The sequence below is a fragment of the Bacillus sp. FSL P4-0334 genome, assembly GCF_038004825.1.
Taxonomy (GTDB): domain Bacteria; phylum Bacillota; class Bacilli; order Bacillales; family Bacillaceae; genus Bacillus; species Bacillus velezensis.
Window position 1 is genome coordinate 2,458,257 of sequence record NZ_JBBORX010000001.1, and the last position, 26,827, is coordinate 2,485,083.

At 44.1% G+C, this 26,827-nt stretch carries 25 protein-coding genes and 3 pseudogenes; 19 read left to right on the forward strand and 9 right to left on the reverse strand.

Features of this window, described 5'->3' with window-relative positions; translation table 11 throughout:
• Window positions 1-17 precede the first annotated feature (17 nt).
• The 6 genes from NSQ37_RS12835 (at window position 18) to NSQ37_RS12860 (ending at window position 6,481) form a co-directional block, all read left to right on the forward strand.
• Complete coding sequence (locus NSQ37_RS12835) at window positions 18-284, forward strand: phosphocarrier protein HPr (protein ID WP_003154654.1); 267 nt, start codon at window positions 18-20, stop codon at window positions 282-284.
• Window positions 284-1,999, forward strand: coding sequence for a phosphoenolpyruvate--protein phosphotransferase (gene ptsP, locus NSQ37_RS12840; RefSeq protein ID WP_015417356.1), 1,716 nt, complete (start codon window positions 284-286; stop codon window positions 1,997-1,999). Before NSQ37_RS12835 ends, ptsP begins: the two co-directional genes overlap by 1 nt.
• Window positions 2,000-2,086: 87 nt before the next feature.
• A complete protein-coding gene (locus NSQ37_RS12845) occupies window positions 2,087-2,326 on the forward strand; it encodes a transcriptional regulator SplA domain-containing protein (RefSeq protein WP_003154646.1) in 240 nt (79 codons plus the stop codon).
• 84 nt (window positions 2,327-2,410) lie between these two features.
• Entirely contained in the window at window positions 2,411-3,439 is a 1,029-nt protein-coding gene (gene splB / locus NSQ37_RS12850) for a spore photoproduct lyase (protein ID WP_003154644.1), read from the forward strand.
• A 126-nt stretch (window positions 3,440-3,565) separates the two neighbouring features.
• Complete coding sequence (locus NSQ37_RS12855) at window positions 3,566-5,533, forward strand: methyl-accepting chemotaxis protein (protein ID WP_069007525.1); 1,968 nt, start codon at window positions 3,566-3,568, stop codon at window positions 5,531-5,533.
• 81 nt (window positions 5,534-5,614) lie between these two features.
• Complete coding sequence (locus NSQ37_RS12860) at window positions 5,615-6,481, forward strand: NAD(P)-dependent oxidoreductase (RefSeq protein ID WP_043021224.1); 867 nt, start codon at window positions 5,615-5,617, stop codon at window positions 6,479-6,481.
• Between the two features lie 566 nt (window positions 6,482-7,047).
• Here the strand turns inward: NSQ37_RS12860 and NSQ37_RS12865 are convergent.
• From NSQ37_RS12865 to NSQ37_RS12875, 3 genes and pseudogenes are all read right to left on the reverse strand, one after another.
• The gene (locus NSQ37_RS12865; protein ID WP_098081365.1) at window positions 7,048-7,440 is read right to left on the reverse strand and encodes a hypothetical protein; all 393 of its coding nucleotides are present in this window, start codon (window positions 7,438-7,440) and stop codon (window positions 7,048-7,050) included.
• A gap of 214 nt (window positions 7,441-7,654) precedes the next feature.
• Window positions 7,655-7,780 (reverse strand): annotated as a pseudogene (locus tag NSQ37_RS12870) (P-II family nitrogen regulator); the annotation flags it as partial.
• A 43-nt stretch (window positions 7,781-7,823) separates the two neighbouring features.
• Window positions 7,824-8,600: a CAP domain-containing protein gene (locus NSQ37_RS12875; protein ID WP_072589035.1), complete on the reverse strand. Its 777-nt coding sequence runs from the start codon at window positions 8,598-8,600 to the stop codon at window positions 7,824-7,826.
• 336 nt (window positions 8,601-8,936) lie between these two features.
• Between NSQ37_RS12875 and NSQ37_RS12880 the strand changes: the two genes are divergently transcribed.
• Window positions 8,937-11,069, forward strand: coding sequence for a peptidoglycan D,D-transpeptidase FtsI family protein (locus NSQ37_RS12880; RefSeq protein ID WP_076424033.1), 2,133 nt, complete (start codon window positions 8,937-8,939; stop codon window positions 11,067-11,069).
• A gap of 177 nt (window positions 11,070-11,246) precedes the next feature.
• Window positions 11,247-13,067, forward strand: coding sequence for a PAS domain-containing protein (locus NSQ37_RS12885; RefSeq protein WP_021493759.1), 1,821 nt, complete (start codon window positions 11,247-11,249; stop codon window positions 13,065-13,067).
• On the opposite strand, the pseudogene NSQ37_RS12890 reads toward NSQ37_RS12885, so the two are convergent.
• Both NSQ37_RS12890 and NSQ37_RS12895 read right to left on the reverse strand, forming a co-directional pair.
• Window positions 13,048-14,261 (reverse strand): annotated as a pseudogene (locus tag NSQ37_RS12890) (aminotransferase A). The gene NSQ37_RS12885 and the pseudogene NSQ37_RS12890 sit on opposite strands and share 20 nt — an antisense overlap.
• A gap of 200 nt (window positions 14,262-14,461) precedes the next feature.
• Window positions 14,462-14,623 (reverse strand): hypothetical protein, encoded by a 162-nt coding sequence (locus NSQ37_RS12895; RefSeq protein ID WP_007409608.1) that lies wholly within the window; start codon window positions 14,621-14,623, stop codon window positions 14,462-14,464.
• Between the two features lie 188 nt (window positions 14,624-14,811).
• Here NSQ37_RS12895 and cheV point away from each other — a divergent pair, with 188 nt between their 5' ends.
• On the forward strand, window positions 14,812-15,723 hold the full coding sequence (gene cheV, locus NSQ37_RS12900; protein WP_007409609.1) for a chemotaxis protein CheV: 912 nt from the start codon (window positions 14,812-14,814) through the stop codon (window positions 15,721-15,723).
• A 43-nt stretch (window positions 15,724-15,766) separates the two neighbouring features.
• Here the strand turns inward: cheV and NSQ37_RS12905 are convergent, their stop codons facing one another.
• From NSQ37_RS12905 to NSQ37_RS12920, 4 genes are all read right to left on the reverse strand, one after another.
• Window positions 15,767-16,231: a YkyB family protein gene (locus NSQ37_RS12905; protein WP_003154622.1), complete on the reverse strand. Its 465-nt coding sequence runs from the start codon at window positions 16,229-16,231 to the stop codon at window positions 15,767-15,769.
• Between the two features lie 122 nt (window positions 16,232-16,353).
• On the reverse strand, window positions 16,354-17,646 hold the full coding sequence (locus tag NSQ37_RS12910) for an MFS transporter (RefSeq protein WP_015239757.1): 1,293 nt from the start codon (window positions 17,644-17,646) through the stop codon (window positions 16,354-16,356).
• A gap of 75 nt (window positions 17,647-17,721) precedes the next feature.
• The gene (locus NSQ37_RS12915) at window positions 17,722-18,216 is read right to left on the reverse strand and encodes a L,D-transpeptidase family protein (RefSeq protein WP_088462390.1); all 495 of its coding nucleotides are present in this window, start codon (window positions 18,214-18,216) and stop codon (window positions 17,722-17,724) included.
• Window positions 18,217-18,290: 74 nt separating this feature from the next.
• Window positions 18,291-19,154: a metallophosphoesterase gene (locus NSQ37_RS12920; RefSeq protein WP_015239758.1), complete on the reverse strand. Its 864-nt coding sequence runs from the start codon at window positions 19,152-19,154 to the stop codon at window positions 18,291-18,293.
• A gap of 144 nt (window positions 19,155-19,298) precedes the next feature.
• On the opposite strand from NSQ37_RS12920, the gene fadH reads away from it, so the two are divergent.
• From fadH to NSQ37_RS12970, 10 genes and pseudogenes are all read left to right on the forward strand, one after another.
• Window positions 19,299-20,063 carry a 2,4-dienoyl-CoA reductase gene (gene fadH, locus NSQ37_RS12925; protein WP_003154618.1) on the forward strand — a complete coding sequence of 255 codons (765 nt, stop codon included), beginning with the start codon at window positions 19,299-19,301 and terminating at the stop codon, window positions 20,061-20,063.
• Between the two features lie 164 nt (window positions 20,064-20,227).
• A pseudogene (locus tag NSQ37_RS12930) lies at window positions 20,228-20,723 on the forward strand (hypothetical protein).
• 141 nt (window positions 20,724-20,864) lie between these two features.
• Window positions 20,865-22,085, forward strand: a complete 1,221-nt coding sequence (locus tag NSQ37_RS12935; RefSeq protein ID WP_007409615.1) for an EAL domain-containing protein — start codon at window positions 20,865-20,867, stop codon at window positions 22,083-22,085.
• 444 nt (window positions 22,086-22,529) lie between these two features.
• Window positions 22,530-22,769, forward strand: coding sequence for a YkuJ family protein (locus NSQ37_RS12940; RefSeq protein WP_003154613.1), 240 nt, complete (start codon window positions 22,530-22,532; stop codon window positions 22,767-22,769).
• A gap of 122 nt (window positions 22,770-22,891) precedes the next feature.
• The gene (locus NSQ37_RS12945) at window positions 22,892-23,410 is read left to right on the forward strand and encodes a ribonuclease H-like YkuK family protein (protein WP_012117439.1); all 519 of its coding nucleotides are present in this window, start codon (window positions 22,892-22,894) and stop codon (window positions 23,408-23,410) included.
• 140 nt (window positions 23,411-23,550) lie between these two features.
• Window positions 23,551-23,742: an antirepressor AbbA gene (abbA, locus tag NSQ37_RS12950; protein WP_007409618.1), complete on the forward strand. Its 192-nt coding sequence runs from the start codon at window positions 23,551-23,553 to the stop codon at window positions 23,740-23,742.
• 143 nt (window positions 23,743-23,885) lie between these two features.
• A complete protein-coding gene (cbpB, locus tag NSQ37_RS12955; RefSeq protein WP_003154608.1) occupies window positions 23,886-24,329 on the forward strand; it encodes a cyclic-di-AMP-binding protein CbpB in 444 nt (147 codons plus the stop codon).
• 140 nt (window positions 24,330-24,469) lie between these two features.
• Complete coding sequence (gene ccpC / locus NSQ37_RS12960; protein WP_007611101.1) at window positions 24,470-25,351, forward strand: transcriptional regulator CcpC; 882 nt, start codon at window positions 24,470-24,472, stop codon at window positions 25,349-25,351.
• 112 nt (window positions 25,352-25,463) lie between these two features.
• The gene (locus tag NSQ37_RS12965; protein ID WP_012117440.1) at window positions 25,464-25,937 is read left to right on the forward strand and encodes a flavodoxin; all 474 of its coding nucleotides are present in this window, start codon (window positions 25,464-25,466) and stop codon (window positions 25,935-25,937) included.
• A complete protein-coding gene (locus NSQ37_RS12970) occupies window positions 25,927-26,820 on the forward strand; it encodes a WD40/YVTN/BNR-like repeat-containing protein (protein ID WP_015239761.1) in 894 nt (297 codons plus the stop codon). The genes NSQ37_RS12965 and NSQ37_RS12970 overlap by 11 nt, the downstream gene beginning before the upstream one ends.
• The last annotated feature ends 7 nt before the right edge of the window (window positions 26,821-26,827 follow it).

The following is a 26,827-nucleotide window of genomic DNA, read 5'->3' on the forward strand; positions in this document are numbered from 1 at the left end:
AAAGGAGAATGATAATCATGGCACAAAAAACATTTAAAGTAACAGCAGATTCCGGAATCCACGCTCGTCCTGCGACAGTTCTTGTACAGACTGCAAGCAAATACGATGCTGACGTAAACTTAGAATATAACGGCAAAACAGTAAACCTTAAGTCAATCATGGGCGTTATGTCTCTAGGTATTGCTAAAGGCGCTGAAATCACAATTTCCGCTTCAGGCGCTGACGAAAACGATGCTCTTAACGCTTTAGAAGAAACAATGAAAAGCGAAGGACTCGGCGAGTAATGCAAGAATTAAAAGGAATAGGCGCTTCAGCCGGAATTGCGATTGCGAAAGCATACCGGCTTGAAGAGCCGGACTTAACGGTTGAAAAGAAAAACATTGCTGATGCTGCGGCTGAAGTAAGCCGTTTTGATGAAGCGATTGTACGTTCTAAAGAAGAGCTTGAAAAAATTAAAGAGCATGCTTTAAAAGAACTGGGACAAGACAAAGCTGACATTTTCTCCGCGCACCTTTTAGTTCTGAGTGATCCTGAGCTGTTGAACCCGGTAAAGGAGAAAATCAGCACAGATTCAGTCAATGCTGAATTCGCTTTGAAAGAAACAGCTTCCATGTTCGTTACTATGTTTGAATCAATGGATAACGAATACATGAAAGAGCGTGCGGCGGATATCCGTGACGTAACAAAACGTGTGACAGGGCACCTGCTGGGCGTGGAAATTCCGAACCCGAGCATGATCTCAGAAGAGGTTGTTATCGTGGCTGAAGATTTGACACCGTCTGATACGGCGCAATTAAACCGTCAGTTTGTAAAAGGTTTTACAACTGATATCGGCGGACGCACTTCACACTCCGCGATCATGGCCCGTTCGCTTGAAATTCCGGCTGTCGTCGGCACAAAAGCGGCTACAGGGACAATTGAAAACGGTGTTACGGTAATCGTAGACGGCATCGATGGTGATGTGATCATCGATCCTTCCAGTGAAACGTTAAAGAAATATGAAGAAAAGCACAGTGCTTACCTGGCGCAAAAAGCTGAGTGGGCGAAGCTCGTCAATGAACCGACTGTTTCTAAAGACGGCCATCATGTAGAGCTTGCCGCAAATATCGGCACACCGGACGATGTAAAAGGCGTTCTTGAAAACGGAGGAGAAGCTGTAGGGCTTTACCGTACGGAATTCCTTTACATGGGACGCGACCAGCTTCCGACGGAAGACGAGCAGTTTGACGCTTATAAAACGGTTCTTGAGCGTATGGAAGGAAAATCAGTTGTCGTGCGGACATTGGATATCGGCGGCGACAAAGAGCTTCCTTACCTGCAGCTACCTAAAGAAATGAACCCGTTCTTAGGCTACAGAGCCATCCGCCTTTGCCTTGAAGAGCAAGAAATCTTCAGAACTCAGCTTCGTGCGCTGCTTCGTGCAAGTACATACGGAAACTTAAAAATCATGTTCCCGATGATTGCGACAGTAAACGAGTTTAAACAGGCGAAAGCGATTCTTCTCGAAGAAAAAGAAAAACTCGTCGAAGCCGGCGTAGCGGTTTCTGACGATATTGAAGTCGGTATGATGGTAGAGATTCCGTCTACAGCCGTTATCGCAGATCAGTTTGCCGCAGAAGTTGACTTCTTCAGTATCGGAACAAATGACTTGATCCAATACACGATGGCTGCTGACCGCATGAACGAGCGCGTAGCTTATCTGTATCAGCCATACAATCCGGCGATTCTCCGTCTGATCACCCTTGTTATTGAAGCCGCTCACAAAGAGGGCAAATGGGTCGGCATGTGCGGAGAAATGGCGGGAGACGAAATTGCGATTCCGATTCTTCTCGGCTTAGGCTTAGATGAGTTCTCGATGAGCGCTACATCCATCCTTCCGGCAAGAACGCAGATCAGCAAGCTTTCTAAAAAAGAAGCTGAATCATTCAAAGAAACAATCTTGTCTATGAGCACGACAGAAGAGGTTGTCGCATTCGTTAAAGAAACATTCAATAAGTAATACAAAAGCCAGACGGTGTAAGCCGTCTGGTTTTTGTCATATTCGGAAAAAAGGGGGGAACAATAACTTTCAACAGGAGGGATTATCATGACAAAATCATTTGCAGCGGGGGATACGGTCTATGTGATTTACCGCAATCCGCATGCCGCCAATGTTGCCCATATTAAAGAGGCGGAGATCGTCCATCACCCGTATCATGAGGGAGAGTTGTCTCTGTTTTTATACGAAACCTATCATCCGCTGGCCGAAGATGACGCGGTCTTTTCGACATATGAGGAAGCGGAAGCGCTTTACAGCGAGCTTTTTGAAGAAGACCGGTATCATTGATCAAAGGAAATGTTTACAACGCATATTCACTCTCTTTTAAACGGAAAGTAACAACATGAGAATATGTAAAGGGAGTGTCTGTCTATGCTGAAGCCGTTTGTGCCCCAGCTTGTTTATATTGAACCGAGAGCGCTCGAATACCCGTTAGGACAAGAGCTGAAGAATAAGTTTGAAAACATGGGGCTTGAGATCAGAGAAACGACATCGCATAATCAAGTCCGGAATATTCCAGGGAAAAATCACTTGCAGCAATACCGGAACGCGAAATCAACATTGGTAATCGGCGTCCGGAAAACACTGAAATTCGATTCTTCAAAGCCGTCCGCCGAATATGCCATTCCATTTGCGACGGGCTGTATGGGGCATTGCCACTATTGCTACCTGCAGACGACGATGGGGTCAAAGCCCTACATCCGGACATATGTCAATGTGGAAGAGATTCTGGATCAGGCTGATGAGTATATGAAAGAACGGGCGCCGGAATTTACAAGATTTGAAGCCTCTTGTACGTCTGATATCGTAGGAATCGATCATCTGACACATACATTAAAAAGAGCCATTGAACATTTCGGACAAAGCGAATTGGGACAGCTCAGATTCGTGACTAAATTTCACCACGTCGATCATTTGCTTGATGCAAAACATAACGGAAAGACTAGGTTCAGATTCAGCATCAATGCGGATTATGTCATTAAAAACTTTGAACCGGGAACTTCTCCGCTCGACAAACGGATAGAAGCCGCCGTGAAAGTCGCTAAAGCGGGCTATCCGCTCGGTTTCATCGTGGCGCCGATTTATATTCACGATGGCTGGGAGGAAGGCTATAAGGAACTGTTTGAGAAACTGGATGCGGCGCTTGATGAAGACGTTCGGCATGACATCACATTTGAACTGATCCAGCACCGTTTTACAAAACCAGCCAAACGGGTGATTGAGAAGAACTATCCGAAAACAAAGCTTGAGCTTGATGAAGAAAAGCGCAGATACAAATGGGGACGCTACGGAATCGGCAAGTATATATACCAAAAAGACGAAGAGCATGCTTTAAGGGAAACACTGGAATCTTATATCGAAACCTATTTTCCGAAAGCGAAAATCGAATATTTTACGTAAGGCGGAGCTGTCGGCATGACGGCTCTTTTTTTGCTGCGCCAAATGGCGGAAATTTTTGATATTTATTTCAAGGTTTATTCATTTTCATGGCCGAAAGACCGATATAACTCTCAGGAGGGGATGGTTATGTTTAAAAAAATGCATATCAAAATTGCTGTGTTTGTATCGGCAATGCTTATCGTAACGGTTGTTTTTTTAACGGTTTCTTCATATTTGACATTAAAGCCGATGATGACGGAGGAAGCAAAACGTACGACAGAGAATGTCACCAATTCACTCGGTCAGAACATTGAGCTTCAGCTGAAAAATGATGAGACCGTATTATTGAGATTAGCAGGCGGTGAATTGTCCCGGTCTTTTCTATCAGATGGGAACAAAGAAACCGCGCGGCTTTTTAACGATGAGTTAAAACAGATCGGACAGAATGACAAATATGTCGCGCTTGCGTACGTCGGAACCGCAAACAAACAAATGTTTACATATCCAAAGGCCGATTTTGCCAAAGACTATGATCCGACAAATAGAACGTGGTATAAGATGGCGGCTGAAAAACCCGATAAGGTTGTCTGGACTGACCCTTATAAAGATGCAGTGACGGGAGACATGATCGTGACGGCGTCAAAAGCCATTCAAAACAGCGGAACCGTCGTCGGAGTGGCGAGCTTAGATCTGAAGCTGTCCTCCATTCAGAGCATGGTCAACGAGCAAAAGGTACCGTATAAAGGATTTGCGTTTTTGGCGGATGAAAACGGCTCTCTTCTGGCGCATCCGGAAAAACAGGGAAAAAATATTTCGGAAGATCAGACGTTAAAAGACATCACCACGGATAAAGAAGGCGTCAAAGAGCTGCAGGGGAACATGGTCGTCTACCAAACGGTAAAAGAAACAGGGTGGAAAGTCGGAACGCAGTTTGAAAAAGATCAGCTGATGGGAGTAGCCGATAAAATGAACACGGTGAGCATTTTTATGTCACTGATCGCCCTTGTGATTACGATCGGACTCAGCTATTTCCTAGCAAAAACGATAACCGGGCCGATTCAGCAGCTGATCGCCAAAACAAATTCAGTCTCAGCTGGAGATTTAACCGTCCGCGCCCAGACGAAATCAAAAGATGAAGTAGGCGAGTTAACAAAAGACTTTAACCAAATGGTTGAAAATATGAAAGAGATGGTCGAACAGGTTAAGGCCTCCTCAGAAAATGTGTCTGATACATCTGACCAGCTAACCGTCATTTCACAAGAAACAAATGAAACGAGCGGACAAATCGCAAAAGCGATAGAGGAAGTCGCCGCCGGAGCGACAGAGCAAGCGTCAGAGGTTGAGACGATCAATGAAAAATCAGAAAATCTCTCGGTCAAAATAAAAGGAATCGCAGATCGCGCGGGCAGCATAAAACAACTCTCAAAATCTTCAGAGGATGCCAGCTACAAAGGATTGGACGCGCTCGGGCAGCTGCTGATGAAGTCAAACGAAGCCAATTCAGAAACGAAAAAAGTAGAGGCAATGCTGAATGACCTGGAAGAACAAACGAAAAACATAGAAGAAGTCGTGACGGCAATATCCGCCATTTCAGACCAGACGAACCTCTTGGCGCTGAATGCGAGCATTGAAGCCGCAAGAGCGGGAGAAAGCGGCCGGGGCTTTGCCGTCGTCGCTGAAGAAGTCCGCAAGCTTGCTGAACAATCAGCTCTTTCTTCCGGCCATATCAGTGAGACGGTCCGTCTGATTCAATCTGAGACAAAAGAAGCGTCACACGCGATGATTGAGGCAAGCAGAATGAATGATGAACAAAACAGCGCCATTCATGAAACGGGTGAGGTCCTCAATCTGATTACGACGGAAATGCAGTCTCTCGTTCAAGGTATAGATCATATTTACAATGACATTCAAAAAATGAGTGAAGAACAAGCCGGAATTCAAGAAGCAATTCAAAGCATCTCCGCCATTTCTCAAGAATCTGCGGCAGCCGCGGAAGAAGTGAATGCTTCTACTGATGAACAGCTCGTTACGCTTGAAAAAGTGAAGCAATCGACTGACATGTTAAAGAGCGCGAGCGAAGATCTGATCAGCGCGATTTCTAAATTCACCTTGTAACGCGGTCTCTATCAGCCTATAATATGGTAATATAGACATGAAAGAATGATATTATGAATCGCATCATGGGAGGAAAGCGCAGTGAACAAAACGGTCGGATTTATCGGTTTAGGCGTCATGGGAAACAGTATGGCATCGCACATTTTAGAAGCGGGCTATCCTGTTTTAGTCTACACGCGGACGAAACAAAAAGCGGAAGAGATTCTGAATAAGGGAGCGGTCTGGCAGGAGACGGTCAAAGACCTTTCAGAGAAAGCAGACATCATTATTACCATGGTCGGCTATCCGAGTGATGTCGAGGAAATCTATCTCGGCGAAAACGGCATTCTCCGGCACGCAAAAGAAGGGACGTTTGTCATTGATATGACGACATCAAAACCGTCTCTGGCGAAAAAGATTGCGGAGCAGGCCAAAGAAAAGTCCATTCACGCCTTGGATGCACCCGTTTCCGGCGGAGACATCGGCGCCAGGAACGGAACGCTTGCCATTATGGCCGGAGGAGAAAAAGAAGCGTTTGAAGCATGCCTGCCGCTTTTCTCCGTTATGGGGGAAAACATTCAGTATCAAGGGCCGGCCGGCAGCGGCCAGCATACGAAAATGTGCAATCAGATCGCGATTGCAGCGGGAATGGTCGGAGTGGCTGAAGCGATGGCTTACGCTGAAAAATCCGGTCTGAACCCGGAACAAGTGCTGAAAAGCATTACAACCGGAGCTGCCGGAAGCTGGTCATTGTCCAACCTCGCTCCCCGTATGCTGAAAGGCGATTTTGCACCAGGATTCTACGTGAAACACTTTATTAAAGACATGGGAATCGCCCTTGAAGAAGCGGAACTGATGGGAGAAGAGATGCCCGGATTGGCGCTCGCCAAATCATTATACGACAAGCTTTCCGCGCAAGGTGAAGAAAACAGCGGAACTCAAAGTATTTATAAGCTTTGGGTGAAATAAAAAAGATTGCCCGAACGCGACTATTTTATGGATGCTGAGGAAGCGATGGCTTTACGGTATTGTTGATGGTGTTTTGTAAACAATGATCTGCAAACCTTGTATTCTTAGAGCCTTTAATGAAGACAGGAACTTGGCAGGATAATGTATTAACGTGCATCCATTTATAATGCTCTACTGTGAATAATTTGGAAAATCCCCCTCGTTTGTTTGATGCAGACTGTCTATTATAAATCTAAAGGGGGATTTCCGAATAATGATTAGGATTAATACAACTTTCCAAAAGTAGGATGTATCATGACTGATTCAACTATGAATTCGAGTAACCCAAATGTACATAGCAATTAATCGAGTTCGTATTCCCGCAATTAAAACCAAATAATTTGGCATCCGAAATTGAAACTCTACAGATTAGCCTTCGCAAAACTGAAAAATAAAAGAGGATGTATCGTAAAAAATCCAAGAGATTTACGAAAACATCCTCGATTCAGAGATTTCATCTTTACATGCTGTTTTTTGAGAATTCCAGATGAAATCAACGTTAAACCCATTTGTTAATAATATGAATTTTAATGTTGTACAGTAATATAGTGTTTCAGTTCTCCTCTATGGGTTTGATTTCCCCAAGGCAATGCTACCACCACATCATACTTGCCTGCTGGAATATTTTTTGTCAAAAAGCTCACTTTAAAACTGCGAATATTACGGCCATTAACATCTATATCTTTGACAACATCTCCTTTTTTATTTTTAAGAAAAACTGTAACACCCCAGTTTACCTCATATTTTGAAGGCACAGTACCTGTTACGACAATAGAAGTAGCGTGTTTTGAGTAAGTATTAGCATCTGTTTGGAATTTAATTGCTCCTTTTGAAGTCATGGCTAACGCTTCTGAACTGTTTGAGAAAATCCCGAATGTCAATAGAGCAACTGTGAATAGTGTCATTACAATTTTTTTCAATTTAAACTTCCTTTCTCCATTTATTTAGAAACCCATTCAATATATTACTAAATTTTGAAAAAATATTCAACAGAAAATAGGTAAATTCTACTTTTTATTAAATAAAGTATTACTAAAGAAGCAAAGGCTAACAAAACCAATTTAATCATCACGTTTAAGATTTTACAAAAAAGCTCCCAGCACTTATGTGCCGGGAGCTTCAAAATTTATAAATTTATAAAGTGTCAGGCCCTTCTTCGCCCGTACGGATGTTGATTGTATTGGGAACTTCGAAAATTAAGATTTTGCCGTCACCGGGTTCACGGGTTTTGAGCACTTTTTACGCCGTCTCAGCCACTTTTTCGACAGACAAAAGATTGCCCGCCGGGGCAATCTTTTTTTGTTTATTTTCCGATGAATTGCTGTGTCCAGATGTTTCCTGATTCTACATAACCGACACCGATTTGAGTGAACTCAGGATTCATGATGTTCTTTCTGTGGCCTTCACTGTTCATCCAAGCTTTAACGACAGCTTCAGGAGTCGGCTGTCCTTTGGCGATATTTTCACCGGCAGTTTTATAAGTGATTCCGAAAGACTTCATCATATCGAAAGGTGAGCCGTAAGTAGGGCTTTGGTGATCGAAATAGTTTTTGTCTTTCATATCTTGTGATTTTGCGTGAGCTGATTTGCTTAATTTATCATCAATCTGCAGAGGTTTTAAGCCTTGCTTTTGTCTCTCTGCGTTTGTCAATTCAACGACTTTCTTTTCGTACGCACTGACAGATGAAGGAGTTTTCTCGCTGCTGTTGTTTGTGTTATCTGTCTGTTTTGCATTGTCAGCCGTCTGGTTTTGATCGGCTTTCGGTTTTTCGGCAGCTGCCGGTGCCGTTTTTGCCGGTGTTTCTTTTTGAACGTCTTTAACTGTCATATCAGAATGCTTTGCGTGTTTTTGCAGCTGCTGTTTCAGTTCTTTCTCATTTTTAACGTTCAGCTTTTTCACGCTCGTTTTCATATGTAGTTTTTCAACAGCCTCTTGAAGAGTCAGATGCTGTACGGTGTTTCCTTTTTTCACAGTAACGACGTGCTGGCATGACAGCTCTTTGGCAGATGCCTGCTGAATGCCTCCGAATGTAATCAAACTGACTGCCGCGGCAGCAGATAAGAGAAATGCTTTTTTCATAGTTAATAGCCTCCCAGAGAAGTTTTTTTCTACATGAAAAATCTTATCACAGCTTTTTTGTCATAATGCAGGCAGCCATTTCCTTTGACAACAAACGTTTGTCATAATTGTAATTGAGCACAGAAAAATGGCTTTATATCAGGAAAAACGATCTGTATTTATTTTTTAAAATCCGTTACATCTCTTCAAATTATTTGAAGTGTTAGATATATTTTAAGATAATTTGATCTTGACAGTTTTTTTTACCCGTTTTCGCTGTAACAACTTTTACAAAAATGTTACAATTAAAATCTGTTTATGTAAATATATTCAATGATTTGAGAGGTGTAACAGAAAGTGGCTGAAGTCGCGCGCGAACCAAAGAAAAAAACGAAACGTTACAGAGCGCTGAGAATGAATCTCTATTTTTTAGTTGTTTTCCTTCTCTTTACGGCACTGATTTTTAAACTCGGCATCGTCCAGATTGTCGAAGGGGATAAACACCGCCAGGATGCGGAGAAGGCAAATGCAAAAACCGCCTATTATCCGACACCGCGGGGAAAGATGTATGACAAGCGGAACAGAGTGGCGGTTGATAACCAGGCTGTGCCTGAAATTGTATACGTTTCTACCTCAAAAACCTCGGCAAAGGACAAATTGAAAACGGCAAAAAATCTTGCCGCACTGATTCATATTGATACTGAATTTATGAAGGATCGAAATATCATTGATTACTGGCTTGCCGCACATCCGAAGAAGGCGGAAAAGCTTATGAAGGATTCAGAAAACAGCCTGAAATCCCAAGAAGTATACAAACGCCAGATTGAACGCGTCCCGAAGCAGGAGATTGATGCGATCAAACAAAATAAAAAAGAGCTGGAAATCGCGGCGATTTATACGCGTTTTTCAAGCGGCAACGCCTATCAGCCGCAAGTCGTCAAATCAATGGACCCGAATAAGCTGAACGGAAACGGAAACAGCGGTTCACTGCTTGACGAGCATGAAAACAACAAGCAAAAACCAAAAAGCGACCTGACATATGAAGAAGTTTCCGTGGTATCCGAGCACCTGAAAGAGCTCCCCGGCATTGACGTGATCAATGACTGGACGCGGAAATATCCATACGACAAAACGCTGTACTCTCTGTTCGGCGGTGTGACGACACCGGAACAGGGATTGTTGGGCGAACGGAAAGATTATTATGTCACAAGAGGCTACTCACTGAATGACCGGGTGGGTAAAAGCTACATTGAATATCAGTATGAAGACTATTTAAACGCACATAAAGAAAAAGTAGAGTATGTGGAAAACAGCAAAGGTGAAGTCGTCAGCCAAAAGCCCGTCGATGAAGGCAGCAGAGGCTACGATCTGCAGCTCTCGCTCGATATGGAATTACAGTCGAAAGTCGAAAAAGTCATTGAAAAAGAGCTGAGAAGAAGCCGCGCCGCAGGCAACTTTATGGTTGACAGAGGATTTGCCGTCATGATGGATCCGAACAACGGGGATATTCTCTCAATGGCGGGGAAACGCATCGATCTCGAAACAAATAAAACACAGGATTTTGCGATCGGAGCATTTACGACCCAATATGAGATGGGCTCTTCTGTTAAAGGAGCGACTGTTCTCGCGGGTTACCAAAGCGGCCTCCCGCATTATAAAACGTTTGTCGATGCACCGCTTGTATTTAAAGGCAAAACGAGAAAACAATCGTGGACACAAATGGGAGCCATTACTGAGCTGACCGCGTTGCAAAGAAGTTCAAACGTATATATGTTTCATGTGGCCATGCATATCGCCGGCATTACCTACAGGCCGTACGGCACGCTGCCTGCCGGATTAGACGATATTAAGAAAATGCGCAACTACTACGCCCAATTCGGTTTGGGTGTGAAGACCGGGATTGATCTTCCGCAGGAATCAGCGGGCATGCAGTCAAATCCGCAAATGGTCGGGGGATTGCTGCTTGACTTTGCGATCGGACAGTTTGATACGTATACGCCGCTTCAAATGGCTCAATATATTTCAGCCATCGCAAACGGCGGGTATCGCGTTCAGCCGCGGATCGTCACAAGCATTCATGAACCGGACAGCAAAAATAAGATTGGAAAAGCGATTGAACAGCGAGATATTAAAATTTTGAACAAAGTAAATAACAGCCCGAGCGATTTTGATCAGGTTCATAAAGGAATGAAATTGGTCACAAGCTCACCTCAAGGAACGGCTTATTCAACATTCCAAGGTTCCGGCGCTGATGTTTCCGGAAAAACGGGAACCGCGGAGACGCACTATTACGGCACGAACAAAAACTGGTGGGGGAAGTACACGTATAACCTGACCTTTGTCGGCTATTATCCGTCAGAACATCCACGAGTGGCATTCAGCGTCGTCGTTCCGTCTGTTCGAAATGATAAAGATCATGTAAGCAAAAACATTGCCAAGGGAGCAATTGACGCTTACAAAGAACTTGAAAAGAAATACAATAAAAAATAACAAATGAAAGGGCGGCCGAACATCTCGTGCGCCCTTTCTTTCATTCAGGAAAATTGACGTTCACAATAAGAATAGAAGGAGAATGCTCATTTTTTAGCGAATCAATCTAGTGGAATTTCATTTTATACCAGTCCGTGTCCAGCCTGCAGTGCGAGTATAATGCAAAGGAGGGATTCTGTGGAACAGGATACTCAGCATGTCAAACAGTTTCAATCGAAAACCGATCTTCATGCCGTTTTGACGTCTAACGGGCGTATTATGTATATTTCTGCAAACTGCAAATCGTACTTCAGTTATTCTCAGGAAGAGATGATCGGGTCATTTCTCAAAACGTTCCTGCATGAAGAAGATCAATTTTTGGTTGAAAGTTACTTCTATAATGAGCATCATTTGATGCCTTGCACCTTTCGTCTTATTAAAAAAGATCATACCATCGTATGGCTTGAAGCGGGTGTGGAAATTGTCACACCGCAAATGGAGGGGACGGATCGGGAAATCATCCTCAAAATCAAGGTGCTTGAGGAGAAGACGCCCCGCCGGCCTTATATGTATGAACAAAAGAAGCAAAAGGCAGAACAACAGTCGGAAGATGCGGCTGGAAACGGCGAATTCGAGCGTCTTGTCGAAATGCTGCCGAATCCTTTATATGTCAGCATCAACGGCACAATCGCCTACGCCAACAACGCGATGCTTGCCATGCTGGGAGCCGAAAGCAAAGACGAGGTAATCGGCAGGCGCTCTTATGAGTTTATTGAAGAAGAGTATCACGACATTGTGAAAAACCGAATTGTGCGGATGCAAAAAGGAATGGAAGTCGGAATGATCGAACAGACGTGGAGAAGACTCGACGGCACGCCCGTTCATTTAGAAGTAAAGGCGGCACCGACGACATATAAAAATCAGCGGGCGGAATTGCTGCTTCTGATTGATATTTCTTCACGGAAAAAATTCCAAACGATTCTGCAAAAAAGCAGAGAGCGTTATCAGCTCCTCATTCAGAATTCAATTGACACGATCGCCGTGATTCACAATGATAAATGGGTATTCATGAATGAGTCGGGCATTTCGCTGTTTGAGGCTGAAACATATGAAGATTTAATCGGGAAAAACGTCTATGATCAGCTTCATCCCTGTGATCATGACGGCGTGAAACAGCGGATCCAAAATATTATCAACCGAAAGACTGAGTCAGAAATTATTAAGCAATCGTGGTTTACCTTTAAAAACCGGCTGATCTACACGGAAATGGTCTGCATTCCGACGACGTTTTTCGGAGAAACGGCCGTGCAGGTCATTCTGCGTGACATTTCTGAGCGGAAGCAGACGGAGGAATTAATGCTGAAATCAGAAAAGCTGTCTATTGCAGGGCAGCTGGCGGCGGGGATCGCTCACGAAATCCGCAATCCGCTGACGGCGATCAAAGGATTTTTACAGCTCATGAAGCCGACGATGGAGGAAAACGAACATTACTTTGAAATTGTGTTTTCTGAGCTGAGCAGAATCGAATTAATTTTAAGTGAGCTTTTAATGCTTGCCAAACCTCAGCAAAACGCCGTGAAAGAGCGTGTAAACTTAAAGAAAATTATAAGTGAAGTGACCGCTCTTTTAGAGACGCAGGCAAATCTTAAAGGGATTTTTATCAAAACGGATTACGAACATGACAGCATGTATATTAACGGTGATCAAAATCAGCTGAAACAGGTGTTTATCAATCTGATTAAAAATGCCGTTGAGTCGATGCCGGATGGGGGAACGGTTCACATTCTTATGACAGAAGATGAGTATTCCGTTAATGTGACGGTGAAAGACGAGGGTGACGGGATACCGGAAAACGTGCTGAAACGAATAGGCGAACCGTTTTTGACAACGAAAGAAAAAGGAACCGGCCTGGGGCTGATGGTCACATTCAACCTTATTAAAAACCACCAGGGAGCTATCCAAGTAGACAGCAAACCGGATAGAGGCACGGCCTTTCACATTACATTCCCGAAACAATAAAAAACAACGGCGTTATGCCGTTGTTTAAATAGTCTGCATGGATTCTCTCGTTTTTAAAATAAATGCTTCCAGCCGGTCCAAGCCTTCTCTCAATGTATCCAGTGAATATGCGAATGACAGCCTCACATACCCTTCACCCAACTTTGAAAACGAGCTGCCGGGCACAAGAGCCACACCTGCATCCTCTAAAAGAGCCATACTAAAATCAAACGATGACATTCCGAATGACTTAATGGAAGGGAAGATATAAAATGCGCCTGACGGCTTTACGACGTCAAGCCCCATTGAAACAAGACGGTCATATACATAGTCAAGCCGCTTTTTATACTGTTCTCTCATAATAAGCGCATCATCAACACCGTTTGTCACCGCTTCAAGAGCCGCTTTCTGAGAGATTGAAGACGCGCATGTCACACTGTATTGGTGAACTTTTAAGATGTGCTTGGCAATTTCTTTCGGTGCGAAAATGAAACCGATTCTCCAGCCCGTCATGCTGTGTGATTTTGACAGGCCGTTGATGACGATCGTCTGGTCTCTCAAATAAGACGCGATCGAATAATGCGGTCTGTCATAGGTTAATTCGCTGTATATCTCATCAGACAGGACAAAAACATTTCTGCCCTTCAGGACGGCTGCGATGTTTTGCAGCTCTTCCTCAGACAATGTCACTCCGGTCGGATTTGACGGATAAGGAAGAATGACGCATTTTGTTTTTGGTGTCAGCGATTCTTCAATGAGCCGCGCCGTCAGCTTAAATCCGTGTGTCGTCGTATCCACATGGACCGGAACGGCGCCCGACATGCGGATGATCGGTTCGTAGCCCGGATATATCGGTCCGGGGAGAATAACTTCATCGCCCGGAGATAAAATCGTCCGCAAAGACGCGTCAATCGCTTGGCTTGCCCCGGTTGTGACGATGATTTCAGTTTCAGCTTCATAATTCAAATCAGCTTTTTTCTTCATATAAAGCTGTACGGCCTGTCTCAGCTCAAGGCCGCCCGCATTCGGAGTATATGCCGTTGCGTTCTCGGCGATTGCCTTTTTGGCAGCCGCTTTGACATGGTGCGGCGTGAAGAAATCCGGCTGACCGATCGTAAGCGAAATGACATTGTCGTGCTGAGCTACAAGATTTGAGAATTTGCGAATTCCTGAAATTTCAATTTCTTTTACATTCGGATTAAGCAAATGTTCCATAATTCATCACCTTATACTATATATTGAGTTTCTCCTATTTTACCACTAGCTGAGCATTTGTCATCTTTTTATTGAACTATCCCGAGTATATGTCCGATATGTGAAAACATACCTTCTTTCAGAAAAAAATAAGACAACCAGCTGAAATGATTGTCTTCATTGTATCATGATCTATCTATTGTGATATGTGGCGAATGTCATTAATACCCGTATTCAAAGCTGACGTCTTCCCGCCATAAGATGTATGGAGCGGGCTTGTCGGGACGCTCTTTCGCCTCTTTTTTCATTTGCAGGTAAGCCGTTTTGCTGATATCTTCTAACACCGTCATTTGATCTTGGTCGAATATGACTACTGTACCCATTTATTACACCCTTCTTCCTGAAAAATCCTTGACTATTTTACCACTCGATGTCAAAAAGTCAATGGGATATCAGAAAAAAGCATCTTTTTATAAAGAGTTCATGGCCAGTTGGCCCGAATACATTCACTTTTTCCGTTTCCAGCCGATATATACAGTACAATACTGAATGCGGATAGCGAGGGATTGAATTGTCTTTACAACAATACGATATTTTATTGGATTCAGGCACAAACGAATTAGAAATCGTCAAATTTGAAGTAGGTGTCAATACATTTGGCATAAATGTGATGAAAGTCCGGGAAATCATTCAGCCGGTAGATGTCACATCTGTGCCTCAGTCTCATAAAGACGTAGAAGGGATGATTAAGCTGAGAGGCGAAATTCTTCCCGTCATCAGTCTGTATACCTTTTTCGGCGTTGATGCCGAAGGAGCAAAAGACGATAAATATATCGTAACGGAATTCAACAAGCGGAAAATCGTCTTTCACGTCGGTTCCGTTTCACAAATCCACAGGGTGTCCTGGGAGGCGATTGAAAAGCCGACTTCCCTGAACCAGGGCATGGAGCGGCACTTAACGGGAATCATCAAACTGGAAGACACGATGATCTTTCTGCCTGATTATGAAAAGATCATTTATGATATTGAATCGGCATCCGGAGTTGAGACTTATCATGTCCATCAGGAAGGATTTGATGAAAGACGGGCGGGTAAAAAACTGATCATCGTTGAAGATTCGCCGCTTCTGATGCGTCTTTTGACGGATGAGCTGACTGAGGCGGGGTACAGTGAAATCGTTACGTTTGAAAACGGAAAAGAAGCGTATGATTACGTCGTGGAACTGACGGATAACGGAGCAAACCTGTCAGACCATATTGACATGATTATCAGTGACATTGAAATGCCGAAAATGGACGGGCATCGTTTGACGAAGCTCCTTAAGGATAACCCGCAAAGCTCTGATGTGCCGATTATGATTTTCTCGTCCCTGATTACGGACGACCTGCGCCACCGGGGCGAAGTAGTCGGAGCGGATGAACAGATCAGCAAGCCTGAAATCAGCGAGCTCATTAAAAAAGTGGATACGTACGTGATTGAATAGAAAAAAGCCGATGCATGACGCATCGGCTTTTTTTGCGGCGGAATTAAAAATAACTCTCACCAAGTTTTTTAAATACGGGTTTATGATAAGCGGGCTGCTGCCTGTTGGCGGCAAGCGGTTTTTCCTTTAAGCCCACATATTTTTGCAATACGTTTTTCGCTTTTGTCAAAGACATTTGTGCTTTAGGATTGCGGTACGACTGATTTAACGTACCTAAATGCGGAAGATGCTGGAAGTCTTCTTTTGTTGGAGGCATGTGAAAATAGTAGTCTCCGATAGAGATAAGTACGTCTGACTGCTGTTGGCTAAACCTGGGATTATTTGAAAAGTGAAGCCCTATTTTTTTCCCTTTGCCTTCTTTCACAAGCTTTTGTAATGCCCGTTTTTTCAGCAGATAAAGGTATTTAGGGTTGGGGGCGGTTTTTGCATGGCGGTTCACAGTATAAACAGCTTTTGAAAGATTCTCGATGGTTGGCTGCAGCTCTTTCGAATAAGCGTGGTCGTCCATTATTTCTCTCCTTTGCATTGATCAAGTTCATATATAGATTATACTTTTTTAGCGTTGAAATGCAAATATTGATTATAAAAATACGCCTTTTTCTGATGAAAAGGGCGCATCTTTTTCCTTTATTAGACAGGTTTCGCATGTTTTTCAGAATCAGCCTTTAATGATTGCTGCACATCGATCTCTGCTGCCTCGGCGCTGTATTTCGGAAGAGCGATAAAATAGAACACAAATACCGCTAAAATCACGATTCCCATGCCGTAATAAAGGTAATCAATATTGGTAACGAATTTCGGAAATAACAGGGCGACCAGTCCGAGTGTAATCGATTGGGCAAACATCATAAAAGGATCCTGCCAGCCGCTGACCCGGCCCATTATTTTCGGATGAACGATTTTCGGCATCCAGCCGCCGATGGCGATATTGACAGGGCCGATGCACATGCCGAGGACGAAAGCCGCCGCATAATAAATCCACAGCTTATCCGTATAGCCGAGGACAAAAATGAGCAGTCCGGCTGCCAAAATAGGAATCGACATCAAATGATGCGGTTTGACTTTTTTTGCGATCATCGTTCCGATCACACTTCCTGCAAGCAGGCCGAAGCCGAGTGCAACGGTGAAGATGGAAGTATGTGATTCGTAATGATCAGGCGCAAGTCCGTATTTCATCGTAAACATCGGCAGTACGGCAAAGCCGCCGTTGACAAAACCAAAGATAAAAAAGCCGAAAATAAGGGAAGCAAGCAATTTGTTTTTAACAATATATACGATCCCTTCCTTAAAATCAGCGACCGAGTCTTTCAGAAACGAATCTCCCCATTTAAAAGGGCCGTTCGGCTGACGGGCTTCTTTCGGAATGCGGCACGCGCGGATCAGAAAGCCTGATACAATAAAGCTGACAAAATCAAGGATAATGGCTCCGTGAATACCGATCGTTTTATACATAAACGCGCCTATACCGACGCCGAATACCATGAAGATGCTGAACAGAATCTGGTTAAGTCCCGCCGCTTTCGCGTAATGCTCCTTAGGCAGAATAGCTTGTACAAGGCTGGCTTCCGCCGGGAAAAAGAACTTGGTCACGGCGCTTCTGATGAACAAAATACAGAACACGAGAGGGATGCTCCCGGTGTATAATGCGGCAAACAATACGATCGTCAGTCCGGCTCTGATCCAGTCACAATTCTCTGCGACCTTTTTCCTGTCAAGCCGGTCAGCTGCGACACCGACAATCAGAAATACGAAAACTGTCGGCAGTGAATACATCAGCTCAGCCAAAGTCGTGTATGCCGGCTGGTTTGAAAAATGGTCCAGCAAGTAAAAAGCGAAAGCCATATTACCTACAGTCGTTCCCATTTGAGAAGCGAGTGCTGCGAAAAAGAGACGGACAAAATTGCGATTTTTAAATATATCCATAAACACGCTCCTTACCCTAAAGGTCCCACTGTAATATATTATCATCAGCTCGTTCCATTAACAAATAAGATCTTTCTATCTTATAATAGTCACTCTTGTTCCATTAGGAACGGTAGCGGCAAGTTCAGTGACGTCCTGATTATACATCCGGATGCATCCTTTTGATACTGCTTTGCCGATGGAGGAAGGATTATTTGTTCCGTGAATGCCGTAATGAATTTTAGAGAGGCTGAGCCAATAAGCGCCGAACGGGCCGCCGGGCTTAGGCTGGCGGTTCACGATGTAAAATTCTCCGGTCGGCGTGGTCGTCAATATTTTTCCGACTGCGATGGGATACGTACGGATGAGCCTGCCAAGGCGGTATAACTCCAGTTTCTTCGCTCCGATATACACGATGATGGAGTAGGGAATGGTGGATGGGTCGGGAAGATTCGGTATGATAATATGCTGTCCCGCGTATATGACCGATTGGATTGAGGGATTTGCCTGAAGGAGAGCAGCAGTGCTTATTCTGAAGTCTTGCGCAATGCTTGAGATGGTTTCTCCTTGTTTCACTTGATATGTCAGCAGTTTCATCACCCTCCTTTTTGCTCTTTTCCATATACATATTACGGAGGGGGTGTCTGTGCATCAGGATAAAAGTCTTATTTTTGCTCGGTTTTCAATGTGAACAGCGTGATTTCCGGTCTGGCTAAAAATCGATACGGCAGTCTTGTCGTACCGAGCCCGCGATTGACGTAAACGGCTGTGTCATGCAGCGTATACATGCCGTCGGTATACGTTTTTCCGTAAGGAGGCGTAATGAGAGGGCCGAAAAACGGGAGCTGGACCTGGCCGCCGTGAGTGTGTCCCGACAGCTGGAGGTTTACGGGATATCCGCCTATCTTAAGAGCGGCATCAGGCTCGTGGACGATTAAAATGGAAAACGCATCTTCGGAAAGGCGTGACAGGGTGCCTTCATAATCTGGTTTTCCGAGCATAACATCATCCAAAAACGCGAATTCAATCCGGCTTCCGTCTGTCAGCTGCACCTGACGGTAGCCGTTTCGAAGCACTTGAAAATCAGCCGCTTCCATCAGAGCCTTGTACGTGTTCGTACCGTAGCCTCCATGGTCATGGTTTCCGTAAACACAAAGTTTGCCGAAGGGAGCTTCAAGATTTTGCAGCACGGCGAGTGCATGCTGGTGATCATTAAATAAATGCGGCTTATCAATTAAATCTCCCGTAAAGATGAGCAGATCGGGTTTCAGCTGATTGATCTTTTCCGCTGCTTTATTCAAGTCACCGGATGTAAACACATCACTGAGATGTGTATCGCTGAATTGAACGATTTTAAAATTGTCAAAGCCGCGGGGGATCAGGCGGCTGGTGATTGTATGCCGGGTGATCTCAATCATGCGCGGTTCAATATACCGGGCATAGCCGTAACCTCCGCAAGCCATTGCGAGAGCTGCACCCAAAATGCCGAATCCTCTTTTTAAAAATGTTCTTCTGGTCATTTTCTCCATATGTAAAACCAACCTTTGTCAGAGTTGTTCTATTATATCATCCGCCTGGCTGAAAAATCCCTTCTCAGCATGTAATGACGCGGATAGACATCTGTGATAAAATTATGAATGATTATTCATTCAATAAAAAGGGGTGGGTTTGTTATGGATAAGAAAGCGGTAATCATTACAGGCGGTTCAAGCGGCATGGGAAAAGCAATGGCGAAAAAACAGGCTGAATTAGGATGGCACGTCATGGTGACAGGGAGGAACCATGAAGCACTTGAGGAAACAAAAAAAGAAATTGAGACCTTTGAGGGACAGGTCGCCTGTTTTCAAATGGATGTCCGTTCTGATTCCGCCGCTTCAGACATGATTACAGAAGCGAAAAAAGTCTTTGGCCGGCTCGATGCGCTGATTAACAATGCGGCCGGCAACTTTATTTGCCCGGCAGAGAAGCTGACGCCCAATGGATGGAAAGCTGTTATTGAGATTGTTTTAAACGGCACATTTTTCTGCAGCCAAGCAGCGGCAAGGCATTGGATCGAGCAGGAGCAGAAGGGCGTCATCTTAAATATGGCCGCTACATACGCATGGGGAGCGGGAGCGGGTGTCGTTCATTCCGCTGCAGCCAAAGCGGGGGTATTGTCACTGACAAGAACGCTGGCCGTTGAATGGGGGAGCAAATACGGCATCCGCACAAACGCGATAGCCCCAGGCCCGATTGAACGGACAGGCGGTGCGGAGAAGCTGTTTGAATCGGAAAAAGCGGTGTCCCGCACTATGAACAGTGTGCCGCTCGGCCGGCTGGGCACACCGGAGGAAATCGCCGCGTTGGCAGCGTTTTTACTATCTGATGAAGCGTCCTACATAAACGGGGACTGTATCACAATGGACGGGGGGCAATGGCTGAATCCTTATCCGTTTTAATTTTTCATATATTGATTATTTTGCAAAACAAGCGAACGTTAAAGCCGCCGTTCGCTTGTTTTATTTTCTATTCAAAATTATGATATAATTTTGAAAGATTAAGGGGCGATTAATTGAAGAAATTATGAAAATGGTTCGTTGTACTATTTGTAAGCAGTTTCGTTATCATCTTTAATATTTGGTACTTTATTATTTGTGCTTTTACTCCGGAGTATTATCAAAATACCAATCTTACATCTGATGAAATAATCAGATTTGAAAAGCTATTTCACATAGATTTTCCTGATGAAACGAAATTTATTAAAGCCAGGGAGTATTTGAGTGGGCTCGGAGGCGATACATCGGCTGTATTATATGTGTCTCTGCCAACCAAGCTGGCGGAACGATTTTATCTGATTATACGTATATGCCAATAAATCATACTGATCATGCCGGTTCAATGTATGGAGTTGACGTTTCCGAGAGTGTTGGCGGGTTAACAACTCTTACATGTGGCACTTTAGATAAAAAAGGAACTTTCTTTCAGTTGAAACATGATGATGATTGGATATATAACAGCACTGATTGGAGCCATTATTTTGGATAGATGCCGGTTATAATGCTCTTATATTTATCCTTTTATTTGTGATTGTGAAACAAATGAATAACGTCCTTAATTAACCGGTCTGAAGAGTGATCTTAAAAATGTCCCCCTTTTATTTAAAGCTGCGGCCATACTGCCTCCTTTTCCCCTAATCTAAACATTTGTGGTGCTGATATAATTGTGTATAATCAGACAAAGATAGAGAAGCAGGTGATAACATGTTGGACCCACTTGATATACTGACGAATATTGATGATGTCATTCCGTATTACCAAGCGATTTTTAACGCTGAGGAACAAAGAGTCGTAGGCTACGAAGTGCTTGGGCGGATTTTGGCAGATGCGGAGATTGAGAGCCTCGGGCCGTTTTTCTTAGATTCCGGCATTCCGGAAGAATATAAGCTTGAGGTCGATGACAGAGTCATCAGGCAGGCGCTGGAGCGGTTTAAAGAAGCTGACCGTGATCTGTTGATTTTTATCAATCAGGATGCGAATGTATTGATGCTTGACCACGGCGAAAGTTTTCTTGAGCTTTTGAAAGAATACGAAGAGCAGGGCATTGAATTGAACCGTATTGTGCTTGAGATCACCGAGCACAATTTCGAAGGCGACATTGAACAGCTGTACCATATGCTTGCCTACTATCGTACATACGGCATTAAAATCGCGGTGGACAATATAGGTAAGGAGAGCAGCAACCTGGACAGAATCGCGCTCCTTTCACCGGACCTTCTGAAAATAGATTTGCAGGCGCTGAAGGTATCTCAGCCGTCACCATCATATGAGCATGTGCTGTACAGCATTTCATTGCTGGCGAGAAAAATCGGCGCCGCGCTGCTGTATGAAGATATAGAAGCTGATTTCCAGCTCCAGTACGCATGGAGAAACGGAGGCCGATTTTTTCAAGGCTATTATCTGCAGGCGCCGAGCGGGGATTTTATAGACCGGAGCCTGTTAAAAGCACGCTTGAAAACGGAGTTTCAGCAATTTATCACGAGAGAAAAAAAGAAGCTGGAAACGGTATATGAACACTCTGAGAATTTTTATAAGCGGGTCAATCAGGCAGTTTCCGAACTGAAGAAAACCCATCAGGCGGACGATGAGTTTATTAAAAAACTGGCGGAAAACCTGACGGACTGCTGTTTCAGAATTTATATGTGTGATGAAGAAGGCTATCAGCTGACGGGAAATGTGTTCAAGCAGTCCGGCGAATGGCTTTATCAGCCTGAATACATGGAGAAAAACTGGAGCTGGCGTCCGTACTTTTTAGAAAACATCATGAAGATGCGGAATTCAAGAAAAGGTTTTTTCAGTGACCTGTACAGTGATATTGAGACAGGTGAGATGATCAGAACCTTTTCATACCCGATGGATGACAATATGTATTTATTTATCGATCTGCCTTACTCTTATTTATATGAACAGGACGGGTTACTTTAAAGCGGCTGCTGTATGCCGCTTTTTTTGTTCATTTGAAAAAAGTTTTAAAAAACGATTGACAATGATACTGATAATCATTATCATTTAGTTATAGAGAGAAGTTACTCTCTGTTCCCCAACCCCTCTATCAGATCAAGATCCGAAAAAACTTGGCGCTACCCCCGCCAAGTTTTTTTATGCTGTCTCCTCATAAAAGGGCTTCTCCTTACATACATCTGATAATGGCGGCTCAAAAAGCGAAAAATTATTTTTGAAAGGTGTATGACATTCCGAAAAAAGCTTCAAACTATTCGAAAACACGGTTTTTCCCGTTTATTTCTTTTTGAAAATCCAGCGGGAAAATGCCATCCCGGTCTACTTTATGGTATGATGCTCTGTAGAACTTGTATTATAATAAATACTTGTTGATTTGAAGTTGTTTTTTGAAAGGAGTCTTTTTTTAGAATGTCACAATTAATGGGTATCATCACGCGGCTGCAAAGTCTGCAAGAAACAGCGGAAGCGGCTAACGAGCCGATGCAGCGTTATTTTGAAGTTAACGGCGAAAAAATTTGCAGTGTTAAATATTTCGAAAAAAATCAAACGTTTGAACTGACGGTTTTCCAAAAAGGTGAAAAACCTAACACATATCCGTTTGATAACATTGACATGATTTCTATTGAAATTTTTGAGCTCCTTCAGTAATTTGATTTGATTTTTCAGGCTGACCAAGCTTCCGGTCTTCCGCAAGCGGAGCTTTATTAAATTATGCAAAGGAACGTGCTTGTTCGTTTGGTTGTAGACTCTGGAAAGAGGAGTGTCCGTACATGGCTGATTCTTTTCTGTTTTATAATCTTTCTGAGGCACAGATGACCTTTCAAGACGTGACGGAGCGGCTGAAACGCTTTGTCAATAAAGACCCCCGTTCAGCATACGTGCTGTCTGTAGGGACTGATTCACAAGTTTACCGCGACTTCACAAAGTTTATTACGGCTATACACTTGCACCGTACAGGCAAGGGAGCTTGGGGCTGTTTGAAAAATCACGATCTAGCAAGACCGATACATAGCCTTCGCGAAAAAATTTCGCTGGAAACCGCGTTCAGCCAGGAGATGGCTGCGCATATCCTCGACGGCCGTCTTATGGAAATGACAGATTTACTCTTGCCTTTTGCGGATGAAGGGGCGGATCTTTCATTTGAAGTGCATCTGGATATCGGTCAAAAAGGACTGACAAAAGAATTGATACAAGAAATGACCGGCCGCATTACCTCGATGGGCATTGAAGCGAAAATCAAGCCCGATTCCTGCACAGCATTCAGTTATGCCAATCGTTACACAAAATAATATTTCATACAGAGTCCGCAAAATGTCGAATTATGCGGTTGACGATTTTTTTCTGTTTACTTATTCTAGCGGTAGAGCTGAAAGCAAATTTCACCTTGCTTTCGGAGGTATTCAGTTAAAAATAGGGGGCCTGATTACGTATGAGTCTTATCGGTGAACGATTTACGGAAGAAGAACAGAAACTTCTGCTGAATATCCTGATCAATCAAGAATATGCCATTGAGCTTTTGACCAGCGAAATCAACGATATAGAAGCAGGGTCAAAAAGCGTCGATGGAACCACTTATAAAAAACTCGTAACGCTCTATGACCGTTTTCGGAATGAAAATTAATCAGCGGCCTATAAATTGATACTCGATTGCAAAGAGTATCTTTTTTATTGACGGAAACTTTTCGACAAAAAATGATAATGTTTATATTATTGCAATATAGGGAATACATGCTTTGATGAAAAATGTAAAGGGGTCGAAGGAACATGATTAGCTTACAATCAGATCAGCTTCTTGATGCAACAGTCGGACAATTTATGATCGAGGCGGATAAAGTGGCGCACGTTCAAGTCGGAAACAACCTTGAACATGCTCTATTAGTGCTGACGAAAACCGGCTATACCGCCATTCCCGTCCTCGACGCTTCGTACCGTCTGCACGGTTTGATCGGGACAAATATGATTATGAACAGCATTTTCGGACTTGAACGGATCGAGTTTGAGAAGCTGGATCAAATTACGGTTGAGGAAGTCATGCTGAAAGACATTCCCCGTCTCCACATCAATGATCCGATTATCAAAGGATTCAGCATGGTCATTAACAACGGCTTTGTCTGCGTTGAAAATGATGAAGGCGTCTTTGAAGGCATTTTCACGAGAAGAGTCGTATTAAAGCAGTTGAGCAGCCATATCAGATCATTGAATAAGTAGGCTCGCACGATCAGCCTATTTGTTCTTTTGCATGCCGGAAAAAGAAAACGCATACATATGAGTGGCGCTTGCCTCGGCAGCCTTTATTTTATTAGAATGGTAGATAAGAAATACGAAAAGGCATTGAAAAGGAGGACGACATGCAGCTTCAAGAGCTTCATATGCTCGTAGTTTTAGCTGAGGAATTAAACATGAGGAAGGCTGCCGAACGGTTATTCGTGTCACAGCCGGCTCTGTCCCAGCGATTGCAGACCATTGAAAAAGCCTGGGGAACAAAGATCTTTCTTAGGTCTCAAAAAGGACTTACGGTAACGCCGGCAGGAGAAAAAATCATACAATTTGCAAATGACGTCACGGATCGGCAAGAAAGAATCAGAGAAAACATTGATGAACTTGAGGGTGAGATTCACGGCACATTAAAGCTTGCCGTCGCCTCGATTATCGGGCAGCACTGGCTTCCGAAAGTGTTAAAAACATATGTGGAACGATATCCGAATGCAAAGGTCTCTCTCATTACAGGGTGGAGCAGCGAAATGCTGAAAAGTCTGTATGAAGATCAGGTACATATCGGCATTATCCGGGGAAATCCGGAATGGAAAGGCCGGAAAGATTATTTAATGACCGATCATTTATATTTGGTCGATACGGAAATTTCCTGTATTGATGATATTGCCCATACCGACCGGCCGTTCATCCAATTCAAAAGTGACAGTACATATTTTCAGGAAATTCAGCATTGGTGGCATCAAAAATTCAAAACCTCGCCGAAACAGACCATCCTTGTCGATCAGATTGAAACGTGCAAGCAGATGGCGCTGCACGGGATCGGATATGCCATTCTGCCGTCAGTCACCTTAGAAGAGGAAGACAAAGTAAATAAAATGCCCCTGCTTGATACAAAAGATCATCCGATCGGCCGTGACACATGGCTGCTCGGTTATGAGCCGGCATTTGAATTAAAACAGGTGCAGGCTTTTGTTTCTGTCATTAAAGATATGCTGAAGCAGGAACGCCCATTTTAGAAAGACAGCAATCATGCTGTCTTTTTTTTATTTTTTATTGACAATGAAAATCATTATCATTTAAAGTGTTATATATGTTAATGAAAATCATTATCAATTACGAGGTGGTCATATGCAGAAAGCATTAATGATATACGCAAGCATGTCGGGGAATACAGAGGATATTGCCGGCATTATAAAAGAAACACTGAGCGGGCATCAGATAGCAGTTGACTGTCTTGACATGGACGAAGCAGATGCGGATTCTCTCGAAGCATATGATTATGTTTTTGTCGGCACGTACACATGGGGGGACGGTGATCTTCCTTACGAAGCGGAAGATTTTTACGAAGATATTCTGCACAGCCAGCTCAACGGACTGAAAACGGCCTGTTTCGGTTCAGGCGATCACGCCTACCCGAAGTTTTGCGAAGCGGTCACGCTGTTTTGCGATGCGTTTGAACAGGCCGGAGCCAATTTATATCCGGAAACGCTGAAAATTGAGCTGGCGCCCGAGACGGCTGAGGATCAGGAATGCTGCAAAGAATTTGTCCGCGGTTTTCTTGCATGGGCCGCTCACCACGGAGACCGGTGCCATGTTTCATAAAGGCGCGACGGCTGTGATGGCATCAGTATCTTCGGGATTTTTTGTGGCTGTGAAAGGCGAAGGTATTTTTCATTTTTCGGCGGAAGAAGGCTGGAAAAGACTGTTCCGAGTGAAAAGCAGAATTCATGTGCTGACTTACATAGGGCCCTACATATTCGCGGCTGGAGAAAAAGGCGCCGTCCTCAGATCAGCCGATCAGGGAAAGACCTGGACGGCCTCCCGGTTTCCGACCAGCGCCTCCGTATGGGCCGTTGCCGGGCGGAATGACGGGTTTGTCTGTGCGCACGGCACATACTGCCTCTACTTATCTGATGATTTCGGCGTCACTTGGCATGTGGCTAAGCCCTTTTCACAATTAAAGGAGCCGCCTGTCATCCGTTCGCTTTGTTTACACGGTCAGACGATTTATATCGGCACCCGGATTCACATGAATCATGGCGGCATTTGGGCGTATGATCTGACGGAAGACCGCATCCGGCGTATAAGCCGCGAAAGGCAGCGCATGACGGCTTCAATGAGGATGTATCAGAATGACTGGCTCATTGCAGCAAAGGGCGCGGCAAAGGGAGAACGGGGGGAGGTTGCCGTCCGAAACGTGCGGACGCAAGAGGAGTTTGCCATTACAGCCGGACCCGCCGTACGGGAAAAATCATTTCTCGACGTTTCTGAGGATAACGGGATTATTTATGTCACATCGACACAGGACGAAAACGGATTTTCGCGTATTTATCAAGCTGATCTCGCCGCCGGTGAATTAAAGTGGTTTGATACGATCCGCGGTCACGGATGGCGGGTGGCCAACCGGGAAGAAAACTTTTTTTGCGCGGGCCTTTACGAAAGTAAGTTTGTCAGACCGTATGAGGCGGTTCGGCTCGCACATTAGTTTTTAT